General features: G+C 63.8%; 11 protein-coding genes. 6 read left to right on the forward strand and 5 right to left on the reverse strand.

Annotated elements, in window-relative coordinates:
• Positions 1-2: 2 nt before the first annotated feature.
• From M1D43_RS21810 to M1D43_RS21835, 6 genes are read left to right on the forward strand one after another with little or no spacing between them, the layout of a single operon-like run.
• Positions 3-584 (forward strand): cytochrome c oxidase assembly protein, encoded by a 582-nt coding sequence (locus tag M1D43_RS21810; RefSeq protein ID WP_010975789.1) that lies wholly within the window; start codon positions 3-5, stop codon positions 582-584.
• On the forward strand, positions 575-1,699 hold the full coding sequence (locus M1D43_RS21815; RefSeq protein WP_027989842.1) for a c-type cytochrome: 1,125 nt from the start codon (positions 575-577) through the stop codon (positions 1,697-1,699). The genes M1D43_RS21810 and M1D43_RS21815 overlap by 10 nt, the downstream gene beginning before the upstream one ends.
• The gene (locus M1D43_RS21820) at positions 1,696-2,679 is read left to right on the forward strand and encodes a cytochrome c oxidase subunit II (protein WP_010975791.1); all 984 of its coding nucleotides are present in this window, start codon (positions 1,696-1,698) and stop codon (positions 2,677-2,679) included. The genes M1D43_RS21815 and M1D43_RS21820 overlap by 4 nt, the downstream gene beginning before the upstream one ends.
• A gap of 3 nt (positions 2,680-2,682) precedes the next feature.
• Positions 2,683-3,756 carry a sodium:calcium antiporter gene (locus M1D43_RS21825; protein WP_010975792.1) on the forward strand — a complete coding sequence of 358 codons (1,074 nt, stop codon included), beginning with the start codon at positions 2,683-2,685 and terminating at the stop codon, positions 3,754-3,756.
• A complete protein-coding gene (gene ctaD / locus M1D43_RS21830) occupies positions 3,756-6,278 on the forward strand; it encodes a cytochrome c oxidase subunit I (protein ID WP_014527159.1) in 2,523 nt (840 codons plus the stop codon). Before M1D43_RS21825 ends, ctaD begins: the two co-directional genes overlap by 1 nt.
• A gap of 7 nt (positions 6,279-6,285) precedes the next feature.
• Complete coding sequence (locus M1D43_RS21835) at positions 6,286-6,657, forward strand: hypothetical protein (protein WP_010975794.1); 372 nt, start codon at positions 6,286-6,288, stop codon at positions 6,655-6,657.
• Positions 6,658-6,660: 3 nt separating this feature from the next.
• Here M1D43_RS21835 and M1D43_RS21840 read toward each other — a convergent pair whose 3' ends face one another.
• The 5 genes from M1D43_RS21840 to M1D43_RS21860 all read right to left on the reverse strand — a co-directional run bounded on the left by M1D43_RS21840 (position 6,661) and on the right by M1D43_RS21860 (position 12,549).
• Positions 6,661-7,719, reverse strand: coding sequence for a LacI family DNA-binding transcriptional regulator (locus tag M1D43_RS21840; RefSeq protein ID WP_003532415.1), 1,059 nt, complete (start codon positions 7,717-7,719; stop codon positions 6,661-6,663).
• 111 nt (positions 7,720-7,830) lie between these two features.
• Positions 7,831-9,111 (reverse strand): D-tagatose-bisphosphate aldolase, class II, non-catalytic subunit, encoded by a 1,281-nt coding sequence (locus M1D43_RS21845; RefSeq protein WP_010975795.1) that lies wholly within the window; start codon positions 9,109-9,111, stop codon positions 7,831-7,833.
• 2 nt (positions 9,112-9,113) lie between these two features.
• Positions 9,114-10,055 carry a tagatose kinase gene (locus tag M1D43_RS21850; protein ID WP_010975796.1) on the reverse strand — a complete coding sequence of 314 codons (942 nt, stop codon included), beginning with the start codon at positions 10,053-10,055 and terminating at the stop codon, positions 9,114-9,116.
• Positions 10,056-10,078: 23 nt separating this feature from the next.
• A complete protein-coding gene (locus M1D43_RS21855) occupies positions 10,079-11,041 on the reverse strand; it encodes an ABC transporter permease (RefSeq protein ID WP_010975797.1) in 963 nt (320 codons plus the stop codon).
• Positions 11,038-12,549 (reverse strand): sugar ABC transporter ATP-binding protein, encoded by a 1,512-nt coding sequence (locus tag M1D43_RS21860; protein ID WP_010975798.1) that lies wholly within the window; start codon positions 12,547-12,549, stop codon positions 11,038-11,040. The genes M1D43_RS21855 and M1D43_RS21860 overlap by 4 nt, the downstream gene beginning before the upstream one ends.
• Positions 12,550-12,581: the final 32 nt, after the last annotated feature.

Genomic DNA, 12,581 nt, shown 5'->3' on the forward strand with positions numbered 1-12,581 from the left:
TGATGGGGCCGTTGGCGACGCATATGGCAGTGCATATCCTGCTGATGAACCTCGCCGCGCCCCTGGCTGCATTCGCCGTGACGCGGGTTCGGCTGCAGCGGCGGGAAATCGCCGGGTGGGCCCTGGCGCTTGCGACATTTGCGCAGATCGCCGCCCTCTGGGCCTGGCATGCGCCGCCTTCTCTCAACCGGGCACTGGAATTTCCCACGGTTCATTTGCTGATGAATGCCAGCCTGTTCCTGACCGCATTCCTATTCTGGCGGGTGGTCCTGCGTCTTCATGGTCAACGCTCCTGGCAACCGATCGTCGCCCTTCTGATAACCAGCAAGCTCTATTGTCTTCTCGCCGTGCTCTTCGTCTTCGCGCCGAGAGCGCTCTACCCCGCTTTCGCTGCATCCCACGCGGCGCATGCGACCGGAGCCGTGAACGCCACTTTGGCCGATCAGCAGCTCGCGGGGCTTATCATGCTGGTCGCCTGTCCGGTGACCTATGTTCTCGCAGGGATCGTGATTGCTGCGCGCTGGCTTCTGACGATGGAGAAAGACGAGGCCGGATCCAGAACAGGTGCAGCGGCGTGGACCTGAGAAACCTGCACTGGACGGCCGTTGCGAAAATCGTCGGGCTCGGCGCCGTGCTGCTCGTGGCCGCGGGCGTCGTGTTCGTCTGGTCCGGGGTCTACAACGTCGCGGCCTCCAAGGACCATCTGCGGATTACGACCTGGATCCTGACGTTGATCCGCGAACGATCGATCGCCAACCGAAGCTTTACGATCGAGGTTCCGCCGCTCGATGACGACGGCATGATCCGACTTGGGGCATCCCATTTCGAAGGTGCGTGCGTAGCGTGCCACAACCGCCCCGGCGAAGAGATAAACCCGATCGTCAGCGGCATGCTGCCCCCGCCTCCGGATCTGATGGACATCGGCAAGCGCCGCCCGCCGGAGGAGATCTTCTGGATCGTCAAGCACGGCCTCAAATATACCGGCATGCCCGCATGGCCGACTACGCGGCGCGACGACGAGGTCTGGGCCGTCACGGCATTCCTCGCGAGCCTGCCCGCAACGGCAGGCAATTATCGCGAACTGGCAGGCCTCACGCGCAGCCAGGCCAGTAGCGATGAGCGATCCGTGGGCGGCAGCGCATTGACCGCCTGCGGGCGCTGCCATGAACGCGAAGGCACAGGCACGAACGGCGACCGTATCCCGCGGCTCGCGGGGTTACCGGAAGCCTATCTCCTGCGCAGCCTCCAGGAATATGCGAAGGGGACCCGCCCGAGCGGTGCCATGGAGCCGGTCGCCGACCTTCTGTCGGAGGACGCCATGCGGGAGCTGGCAGCGTATTATTCCGCGCTTCGGCCAACCGCCGGAAATCAATCGGCGCCTCCTGATCCCGAGCAACTCAGGCGTGGCGAAGCCATTGCCAATCGCGGCATCGCGCATCAGGGCGTACCGGCCTGCCTGAGCTGCCATTCCGGACGTCAATCGCAGCAGTTTCCGGTGCTCGCCGGCCAGCATGCCGAGTACATACAGGAGCAGATACGGCTCTGGCGGCGCGGAGGGCGGATCGGGACCCCTTATGGGAGGATCATGACGGCGGTTGCCGGCGCACTGGACGAGGCGCAGATCGAAGACGTCGCCGCCTATCTGGGTTCACTGCCTCCGGGAAGCGCCACGGCTCCGATGACGGAGGTGAACCGATGAGGCTCGCCCGATATTTCGCGGCGGCGAGCGCTCTCGCGCTGCAGGGCTGCGCCGGACTGCAGTCCGCCCTCGATCCTTCCGGCGCGGAAGCCGAGCGCATCGGCACGCTCAGTTGGCTGCTGGTCCTCTTCTCGACCGCCATTCTCGTCGCGGTCTGCCTGATCACGGCGGTCGCGCTTTTCGGCGGTGAGCGCTGGCGTGCCCGCATCGCGGGCGAAAGGATAGTCATCGGGGGCGGGCTCGTTTTCCCGATCCTGGCTCTCAGCGTCCTGCTGATTTACGGCTTCTACCTTATGTCACCTGGCACCACCGAGGCCCGCTCGCAGGGCGCATTGCGCATCGAGGTCGTGGGCGAGCGCTGGTGGTGGCGGGTGACCTATGTGGACGAGGCCGGACGCCGCATCGAGAGCGCCAACGAAATCCGGCTGCCTGTCGGGCGGCCGGTGGAATTGGAACTGACATCGGCAGACGTTATTCACAGCTTCTGGGTGCCGCGGCTCGCCGGAAAGCTCGACATGATTCCCGGCCATACCAACACGCTGACGCTTCAAGCGACGAAGGCCGGTATCAGTCGCGGCCAATGTGCGGAGTATTGCGGCGGCCCGCATGCCTTCATGTCCTTTTACGTGATCGCCATGCCGGAAGACCAGTTTTCGTCCTGGCTCGCAGGCGAAGCCGGCGACGCCTCGGCTGCGAAGCCGGATCAGGCCGCAGGGCAGGCGCTTTTCCTCTCCTCCGGCTGCGCCGCATGCCACCGGGTCCGCGGCACGGATGCCCGGGGTACGATCGGCCCCGACCTCACGCATGTGGGCAGCCGGCACTCGCTTGCCGCCGCGACGCTCGAAAACGACGTCGCCGCCTTCGTCCGCTGGATCCGCGACGGCCAGCACGTGAAGCCGGAAAATCTGATGCCGCCATTCGAAATCTTCACCGACGACGAATTGCGGCAGCTCGCCGCCTATCTGGACCAGTTGAGGTGACCTATGCTTGACTTCGCCGGCCTTGGACTTTGGCTGAATCTCGCGATTTTCGCGGGGGCGGCCGTGGCAGTCTGGATGGCAGGAGTCAAAATCACTGGTTATGCCAATGCGATCAGCGAGAAGACGGGAGTAGGCCAAGCCTTCATTGGCGTCGTGCTTCTCGGCGGCATCACTTCCCTGCCGGAGCTGGCGGTAGGCGTGACCTCGTCGCTCAGCGGTGACGCCAGTCTCGCGGTCAACAGCATCCTCGGCGGCATCGCCATGCAGGTGGCGATCCTCGCCCTTGCCGACATGCTGATCGGCCGCCGGGCACTGACCTCGGTCATTCCCGACCCGGTCGTCATGCTGCAGGGCGGATTCAAAATCCTTCTCCTGTCGATCGTCGCCGCCTCGATCGTGGTGGGCGACGTGCCGGTGCTTTTCTCGGGCCTGTGGATGTGGCTGCTTGCAGCGGTCACGGGCTTCGGCATGTGGGTCTTGTCACGGACGCAGCGCGACAGGCCCTGGATAGCGAATGACGAGGAGGTCACGCCGGAGAAGGAGGAAGAGAGGGCGCGGAAGGAGGCCGAGGACAGCAAGAAGAAATCGCTGCGTGAGGTGGGCTGGGCGACTGCGGGCTGCGGCGCCGTCATCATCGTCGCAGGCTATCTGCTGTCGCGTTCGGGAGACGCGATCGCCGAAGCGACCGGACTCGGCCAGAGCTTCATCGGTGCGGTCCTCGTGGCGATTGCCACGTCGCTGCCGGAAGTCAGCACGGTGTTCAGCGCCACGCGTGCCGGCCTCTATACCATGGCCATGTCGGACATCTTCGGCACGAACCTCATAGATCTGTCCCTTCTTTTCATCATCGATGTCACCGGAGGTGCCGACGCGGTGATGAACGGCGCCGGGCGCTTCGAGGCGTTTGCAGCGCTGATCGCGATCACGGTCACGGCGATCTTCTTCATCGGACTGGTCGAACGGCGGGACCGGACAATCCTCAGGATGGGTTACGACTCCTTTGCGGTCCTCAGCGTTTACCTGGCGGGGCTGGTCGTCCTCTATTTCCTGCGCGACACTGGCGGTGGAGGCGGATGATGGAACTGCCAAATCCCGATCCCCGGCCCGAAGGCGAGGTCCGCGAACTGGAGCGCATCTGGGCGACGCCGCGCGGTTGGCGGCTGGTGACGGCTGTCAACAATACGGTGATCGGTCTTCTCTATCTCGGCGTCGCGTTTCTCTTCTTCCTGATGGCCGGTCTGCTGGCCGTCGTGATGCGCACGCAGCTCGCCCTCGGCGACAATCGCCTCGTCGACCAGGACCTCTACAATCAGATGTTCACGGTCCATGGCACGACGATGATGTTCCTCTTTGCGGTGCCGGCGGTCGAGGCGCTCGGCGTCATGCTGCTGCCGCAGATGCTGGCGGCGCGCGACTTGCCCTTTCCGCGCCTCAGCGCCTTCGCCATCTGGGCCTACGTGGTCGGCGGGCTGGTCTTCTTCTCGACCATCTTCTACGACCTCGCGCCGAAAGGCGGCTGGTTCATGTATCCGCCGCTGACGCTCATGGAGTATTCGCCGGGTGACAACGCCGATTTCTGGCTGCTCGGCATCGGCTTCATCGAGATTTCGGCGATCGCCGGGGCAGTGGAGATCGTCGTTGGCGCGCTGAGGACGCGGCCGCCGGGCATGTCGCTCGCCAAGATGCCGATCTTCGCCTGGACGATGCTGATCTTCGCCAGCATGATCATGTTCGCCTTCCCGGCGGTGATCCTGGCGACGATGATGCTGGAGATCGAGCGGGCGTTCGGATGGCCCTTCTTCACAGCCGCACTCGGGGGAGATCCGCTGCTCTGGCAGCATCTCTTCTGGTTCTTCGGGCACCCGGAAGTCTACATCATCTTCCTTCCGGCCGCGGGCCTCGTCTCGATGATGGTACCGACGATGGCCCGCACGCCGCTCGTCGGCTATCACCTGATCGTCGTCGCCCTGATCGGCACCGGGTTTTTCAGCTTCGGGCTCTGGGTGCACCACATGTTCACGACAGGCATTCCGGCGCTGAGCCTCGCCTTCTTCTCCGCCGCCAGCATGGCGGTCGCCGTTCCCTCGGGCATCCAGGTCTTTTCCTGGATCGCGACCATCGCCGCGGGACGGGAGCGCTTCCGGATCACGACCGCATCGCTGTTCATTCTCGGCTTCCTGTTCATTTTCACCCTTGGAGGGCTTACCGGCGTCATGGTGGCCATGGTGCCCTTCGACCATCAGGTACACGACACCTATTTCGTCGTTGCACATTTCCACTACGTGCTGATCGGCGGTTTCGTATTTCCGCTGTTTGCGGCGATCTATTACTGGATGCCGCTCTTCAGCCGCCGGATGCTCTCGGAACGGCTGGGCCGGTGGGTGTTCTGGCTGATCTTCATCGGCTTCAACGTGACCTTCCTGCCGATGCATCTGACCGGACTCAGAGGAATGCCGCGGCGAGTCTGGACCTATCCCGGCGAAATGGGCTGGGACACGCTGAACCTCATCTCCACGGTGGGGACCTATGTGCTTGCCGTCGGCGTTCTCGTCTTTCTGGTGGATCTCGCCGCGAAGTTTCGCCTCGGGAATGGGCCTCAGGAGAACCCTTGGGGCGCGGGCACACTGGAATGGCTGCCGAACGACGTCTACTCGACCCGAAGCATTCCCCACATTACCAGTCGCGAACCGCTCTGGGACCGGCCGAGCCTCCCTCAGGAGGTACGCGACGGCCATCATTATCTTCCAAACGCTCCGACCGGCTGGCGAGAAACGATCGTGACCTCGCCGATCCATGCCCGTCCGCAATATGTCATCCAGATGCCCGGTCCCGGCTGGCCGCCTTTCCTCGCGGCCGTCTTCACGGCCGCGTTCTTCCTGCTGCTGACGGTCAAGATGGTGACGATCGCGACCATCTGCGGAGTTCTCGCCATCGCCTTCATCCTAGTCTGGGCCTGGGGGCTCGACCCCGGGCCTTCGAAAGGCATGATCGAAATCGCCAAGGGCGTCCGTCTTCCCACCTATATGAGCGGCCCGACGTCGCACTCCTGGTGGGCGATGGTGGTCCTGATGTTCGTTGCGGCGTCCCTCTATCTCGCCTATGTCTTTTCCTACCTGTTCCTCTGGGTCGTCTCGCCGGAGGTCTGGGCACCAATCGGTTCCCCGGAACCACCGCCGCTTGGCTGGCCCTTGGGGTCCGCGGCGCTGCTTCTCGCCGGCTCGGGTATCCTATGGCTTGTCAGCCGCAGGCTGGGCGTGTTCTCGGCGTCGCGCGTGGCAATGTCGGTCGCTCTGCTTCTTTCGCTCGCCTGCCTGACGGGTGCGTTCGCACTTGAACTCCGGGGACACTTGGCGACTGGCTTGAGCCCCAAGGGGAACGCCTACGGAGCCATGGTTTATCTCGGCGCCGTTCTCTTCGCTCAGCTCGTCTTCGCCCTGGTGATCATGGGGCTGTTCGCAATGGCGCGGCATCTGGCCGCGAAGCTGGATGCCGTCCGGCGGGTGACCTACGACAGCTACGCGCTGCTCTATCACTACACCGTCGCCCAGTCGCTGCTGGGCCTCGGACTGATTCACGGCTTCCCGCGACTGATCGGATAGGTGCGTCATGAACGATCCAATCCGCGAACCACCCATTGCCGGCGCAATTCTCTTTCTTCTGGCCGGGCCGATCCTTTGGGGTGGACATCTGCTTGCCGTCTATACCTTCCACGCCGTGGCATGCGCCGCCGGGGGCCCGTGGGCGACCACCATCGTTCCGGGATCCATCGTTGTGGCCACACTCGCCGCGGCCGGAGCACTCTTGCTGGCCTTCTCGTTTCCGGGAAAGCTCGCGCAAGCGCTGCGCTGTGCCGACCAGGGAGACGACCAGCCCTTCCTGATCCGCGCGGAACGCCTTCTGACAGTCCTGGCCCTAACGGGTGTCCTGTGGACCGGCTCGGGAGCACTCGCGCTTGCGCCATGCGCACAGTTCAGGTGATATCTAAGCCGAACCGCGCAACATGATCTCCGCGCTCAGCAAAATGCGTTCGTCCTCCCGAAAGGCTTCGCCGTTGCCGGATGTTTCGCCGAGCTTGAACAGGAGCAGTTCGATCGCCAGCCTGCCGATTTCGTTGTAGTTCTGCGCGACCGTCGTCAGTGGCGGACAGGTGTAGCGGGACAAGGGATGGTCGTCGTGGCCGGCGACCCTCAGATCACTGTCGGCATCGCGCCCGACCTTCAGGCCCGACTGAAACGCGGCGGCAATGACGCCGAAGGCGACGCGGTCGTTGGCGCAAAGAACGGTTTGCGTCGGGAAACCGCCCTTTGACAGGATGCGGAGCGTCTCGTCGAAGCCGAACTTCTCGAAGTCCCAGGAGGCATATGCCGTCGTCTCCACGACCTCCGGTTTCATCTTCAGTTGCCGCATGGCCTCGACATAAGCGTCCTGGCGCGCCATGGCGTTGTTGTTGACCGGGGGCATGCCGAGATAGCAGGGCGGCCCGCCCGAACGGCAGAGATAGTCGACCATCAGCCTGAAGCTCTGCCGGTTGTCGGTTCCGACGAAGGAGGAACTGTCGTCGAGCGGCGAGTCGACATAGATCAGCGGGATGCTTTGTCCGAGCGCACTCAGCTTCTGGTGATGCGACTGGACGCCGAGCGGCGCGATGATCGCGCCGGCGACGTTCATCGACTTGAAGGTTTCGATCGCCCGTTCTTCCATCTCCGGCCTGCCGTCCGAGGAAAGGACGAAGGCGAGGAACCCCGCCTGATCGGCAATGTGCTCGATCCGGCGCGTCAGAGCCATGTAGAACGGGTCCGTCGAATTGGGCACGATGACCCCGAGGATGTTGGTTCGGCGGCGGTTCAGGTTGACGGCGAAGATGTTCGGCCGAAAGCCGGATTGCTTTATTGCCGCCTCGATGGCGTCGCGCGTCTTCTTGCGCACCGATGAGGGATCGTTGAAATATTTGGAGACGGTGGGGCGCGACAGGCCGACGAACTCCGAAAAATCCTCCATCGTCTTGATCTGTCTCGTCACGGTCGAAGCGTCCCCGCTCATCTGATTTGATCTTTCGGAATATTCACCGATCACGGCGCTTCCGCTAGAGCGGGTTGAGGAAAAGTGTCAGCGGTTTTCCGCCGCCCGCATCCCGCGTCTCAACTTCTTGATCTAGACCCGGCACGCTGCGAAATAATCCTGCAGAACAGCGTCGACGGCGGCAAGTGCCAACGGCTTGGCCTGCGGCGCGACCTCGCCATTGCGAACGCGCGCGTAGCTGCCGGCGAGAAACTGGCTGATCAGCGTTTCCGGGATCGCGACGCCGTCGAGCAGAGACATGAGTTCGTCGACGGCTGCAGCGGCCTTCGGATGCGGCCAGTAATAGCGGATGCGGTCGCTATAGGAGAAGTGCCGCTGAAGTCGCTGCTCTTCCGCCGAGCCGTGGTAGTATTTTGCCCAGTTCGCCGGTTCCTCGCGCATCACCGCTTCCGTGACTTCGGCAAGCGTCCGCTCACGCGCAGCCGGAAAGAGAAAGGCAGCGATCTGGTCGAGGCCGTAGAGGGCTTCGCGAAGAGCAAAGGTGAGGCCGGGTCCGACCTTCAGGATCGCGAAGCCGTCGGCGACCAGTTCGCGAAGCGCATCCGGCGTCTGGTAATCGGTGGAATGGGCCTCGAAGACCATCCCGTGAAGTTGGCCCAGAGTGGCGCTGAGCTTTTCGGCCCTGGCACGATCATAGGCAATGACGTTCTCGTTGCCGAATTCCACGCCCGGCTGGACGACGGCGCCAACGACGCGGCTGAAGGCCCCGGCGGCGCCGGCCTCCTCGAACGCCGCGCGATGGACGCGCACGGTCTCGATGGCAGCTTCGGGAGCAGTCACTTCGAGGGTGTCTAGCTCCTCGAGCGCGCCGCCCGGTATCGGGACTTCGGTGCCGATGATGTAGACCGGGAGTACGCCCCCACGGCCGCCGACGGCATCCTCGGCGACGGCCGCCAGCCGCGCCGCGCGGGCCGCCGTGGTGGCGTCGGGCAACGCCGTCGGTTCGCCGGCGCATCCCATGCTGGTGTCGAGATGCAGCTTGGTGAAGCCGGCTTTCGCATAGGCCGTGATCATCGCCTCTGCCTTGGCCATCGCCTCATCGGCGGGGAGATGCTTCCAGGGATTGGGGCCGAGATGGTCGCCGCCGAGCAGGATCTTCTCCCGGGGGAATTCGATCCGGTCGGCGATGGCGCCGACGAAGCGGGTGAAATCCTCAGGCGTCATGCCCGTATAGCCGCCGTCCTGATTGACCTGGTTACAGGTCGCTTCGATCAGCACCGGCGCTTTCTCCCGGTGTGCGCGCAGCATGGCAGCTTCGATGACGAGCGGGTGCGCGGAACAGATCGACGGTATTCCGCGCGGGCCGGGACGCTCGCTCCACCGGGCGATGTCGATGAGATGGTTCTCTTGCATGATCAGGCCTGTTGCTCGCTGATGAATCGTTCGAGTTCCGCGCGTGTCGAAGCGCCTTCCATAGGGCCGAAGTGCATGACGGCGCGGGCGCCGGAAGCGGCGGCGAATTCAAGGGCCTCGCGAGGGCTCGCCCCGTTGAGCCAGAAGCTGACGAAGGTGGCTCCGAAGCAATCGCCGGCCCCGGTCGGGTCGATCTCCTCGACCGGGAAGCCCGGCAGGGAGAGCGCCGCCCCGGCATCGAAATAGCTGGCGCCCGCCGCGCCGCGTTTGACGACGACGGCTTTGATGCCGGATGCGAGGAGTTCCGCAACCGCCTGACTTTCCGTCTTTGCTTCGGTGAAGAGGAAAAGCTCGTCTCCGCTCGGCAGGAAGAGATCGGTCTCGGCGAGCACCGTAAGCAGCGCCTCGCGCATACCGGGGCTTTTGAGGATCTCCGGACGAAGATTCGGGTCGAAGGAGACCGTGCCCCCGCCGGCCTTGACGATGCCGATCGCGGCGAGAATGCTCTCGACCACGCTCGGCGCGTAGAGCGAAGAGCCCATGACATGGACATGGCTGCATTCGCCGACGAGCCGGGTCATGCGCTCGTCGAGCGTGATCTTGCCGCAGGCGCTGTCGCGGATGTTGAACACGAAAGCGCGGCTGCCATCGGGCCGGTAGCGGACGAAGGCGCTGCCGGTCGTGGCGAGCGGATCGACCTCGATGCCGGAAATGTCGACGCCGTCGCGCTTGAGGCGTTCGAGGTTGACCGTGCCGAAATCATCCCCTCCGACGCGGGAGATGATCGCGCATGGCTGACCGAGCTTGCCGGCCTGGTCGATGAAGATGGCCGGTGCACCGGAAGGGAAGGGGCCGATGAGCGGCGTCGCCTTCCGGAACCCGTCACCCTTCTCGGTCGCGATGATCTCGACGAGAATCTCGCCGATCGTCAGTATCTTGTGCATGTGGATGTCACTCGTGTCGGGGTTCAGCGCTTTGCCTGCTTGGCACGGACGTCGAGCCAGACGGCGACGAGGATCACCAGTCCCTTGACGATCAGCTGGTAGAAGTAGGGGACGGAGAGCATGTTCATGCCGTTGTTCATGACGCCGATGATGAGCGCGCCGATCAGCGTGCCGACCATGGTTCCGACGCCGCCCGCAAGGCTGGTGCCGCCGAGAACGGCCGCGGCGATGGCGTCAAGCTCGTAGCTCATGCCCGCATTGGTCTGTGCGGAGAACAGGCGGGAGGAAAGCAGCACGCCGCTGATGGCCGCCATCACGCCGGAGATCATGAAGATCAGGATCTTCAGCCGGTCGACCTTGATACCGGAGTAGACGGCCGCCTCACGGTTGCCGCCGGTCAGATAGGCGCGCCGGCCGAAGCTCGTCTTGCTGAGCACGATCTGATTGATGACGAAGAGAACGGCGACGACCCAGATGATGATCGGCAGTCCCAGGAAGCTCTCGGTACCGATTGCGGTCCAGGTTTCGTTCTCGATCATGGCCGGTGCTCCGTTGGTCGGCAGGCTGACCATGCCGCGATAGATACCCATGGTCGCGACCGTGACGATGAAGGACGGCAAGAGCAGTTTGGCCGTCAGCACCCCGTTCAACATTCCCATCAGGGCGCCGGCGGCGAGCGTCAGCGCGATTGCCGGCGCGAAACCCATTCCGAAGGCAAAGCATTGCGCCCCGACCATTCCTGCCACCGCGATGATCGAGCCGACGGAAAGATCGATCTCGCCGAGCAGGATCACCCATGTCATCCCGAAGGCCGCGATCGCAACAACGGCGACCTGCTGCAGGATGTTCATGAAGTTTACAACCGTCATGAAGCGCGGGTTGAAGAAGGAAAAGACGATGCAGAGCATCACCAGCGAAAGGAAGATGCCGCCATATTGCTTGAGAGCCCGAACCAGGGCGGCTTTGGCTGCTGTGTTCTGTGTCATGATTGAAAACCTGTCGCGTGAGCCATGATCGTCTCTGGAGTGAGGGCAGAGCCTTCGAGCGTGGCGCCGGGCGCGCCCTCATGCATGACGACCACGCGGTCGCTCATTCCCAGGACTTCGGGCAGGTCGGAGGAGATCAGCAGAATTGCCGTTCCCTCGGCCGCCAGCTCGCGGATGATCTTGTAGATTTCGAATTTCGCGCCGACGTCGACGCCGCGGGTCGGCTCGTCGAGGATCAGCACCTTGGGTCGCGTGAGCAGCCACTTGGCGAGCACGATCTTCTGCTGGTTGCCGCCGCTGAGCGCCCCCGCCGGCGTTTCCAGCGAGTTCGTCTTGATCGAGAGCTTCCCGACCTGTTCGGATGCCGCGGCCCGTTCCGCGCCGTTGCGGATGAAGCCCAACCCTCCGGCGAAGTCTGCGAGAGCCGCCATGGATATGTTCCACTCGACGCTATGGCCGAGGACGAGGCCCTCTTCCTTCCGGTTCTCCGTCACGAAACCGACGCCGCGGGCGATGGCCTGGTCCGGGGAACGGAACCGCACGACCTCGCCATCGAGGCGCACCGTGCCTGCGGCGCTCTTCATGCCGAAAAGCGCGTTCATCACCTCCGAGCGGCCCGAACCGACAAGCCCGAAGAAGCCGAGGATCTCACCGGCGCGCACGTCGAAGGACACGTCCTGAAACTCGCCTTCGCGCGTCAGCCGGTCGACTGCAAGGACCGGGGCCCTGTCCGCCGCCACATGGTGCACCGGCGGTGGGTAGATTTCGTCCATGCGGCGCCCGACCATCAACGCGATGAGCGTCTCGATGGTGACCTCGTCGCGCGCATGCGTCGAGACATATTCGCCGTCTCTGATGACGGTGATGTCGTCGCTGAGCCGCATGATCTCTTCCATGCGGTGCGAAATATAGATGATCGCGGCGCCGCGCTGCCTCAGCCGGCCGATGATCTCGAAGAGGATCTCGGCCTCGCTGTCGCTGAGTGAGGAAGTCGGCTCGTCCAGAATGACGACCTTGGCATCATGGCTCAGGCCTTTGGCGATCTCGACGAGCTGTCGCTGGGCAATCGAGAGATTGCCGACCTTCTCCGTCACGTCGATGGGAAGTCTGAGGTCGGCTACGATCCGGTGCGCCTTCGCGACGAGCGCCTTGTCGTTGATGAAGCCGAAACGGCGCGGCTCGCGCGTGGCGAGGATATTCTCAGCGACCGTCAGATTGTTGCAGAGGCTCAATTCCTGGAAGACGATCGCCAGCCCGAGCGAGGCGGCCTCCTGCGGGTTGGCGGGCCGGTAGGCCTGCCCGTCGAGAACGATCTCTCCTGACGTTGCCCCGTGCACGCCGGCGAGAATCTTCATCAATGTCGATTTGCCGGCGCCGTTTTCGCCGAGCAGCGTATGAACCCGGCCGCGCCGGACTTCGAGCCGCATCCCCTTGAGGGCGGCGACCTGCCCGAAGGATTTGGTGACATCGGTGATCTTGAGAATGGTATCCGCAGCGGAACCATGCATGGCGGGCCTCCTTCAGCCGGACCGGAGCGTAT

Source organism: Ensifer sp. R1-3 (assembly GCF_056739175.1).

Coding starts and splice junctions, on each gene's coding strand:
- M1D43_RS21840 (WP_003532415.1), bottom strand. CDS start 7,719: ATGAGCGGGGACGCTTCGACCGTGACGAGACAGATCAAGACGATGGAG.
- M1D43_RS21860 (WP_010975798.1), bottom strand. CDS start 12,549: ATGCATGGTTCCGCTGCGGATACCATTCTCAAGATCACCGATGTCACC.
- M1D43_RS21835 (WP_010975794.1), top strand. CDS start 6,286: ATGAACGATCCAATCCGCGAACCACCCATTGCCGGCGCAATTCTCTTT.
- M1D43_RS21855 (WP_010975797.1), bottom strand. CDS start 11,041: ATGACACAGAACACAGCAGCCAAAGCCGCCCTGGTTCGGGCTCTCAAG.
- M1D43_RS21825 (WP_010975792.1), top strand. CDS start 2,683: ATGCTTGACTTCGCCGGCCTTGGACTTTGGCTGAATCTCGCGATTTTC.
- M1D43_RS21850 (WP_010975796.1), bottom strand. CDS start 10,055: ATGCACAAGATACTGACGATCGGCGAGATTCTCGTCGAGATCATCGCG.
- M1D43_RS21845 (WP_010975795.1), bottom strand. CDS start 9,111: ATGCAAGAGAACCATCTCATCGACATCGCCCGGTGGAGCGAGCGTCCC.
- M1D43_RS21810 (WP_010975789.1), top strand. CDS start 3: ATGGGGCCGTTGGCGACGCATATGGCAGTGCATATCCTGCTGATGAAC.
- M1D43_RS21820 (WP_010975791.1), top strand. CDS start 1,696: ATGAGGCTCGCCCGATATTTCGCGGCGGCGAGCGCTCTCGCGCTGCAG.
- ctaD (WP_014527159.1), top strand. CDS start 3,756: ATGGAACTGCCAAATCCCGATCCCCGGCCCGAAGGCGAGGTCCGCGAA.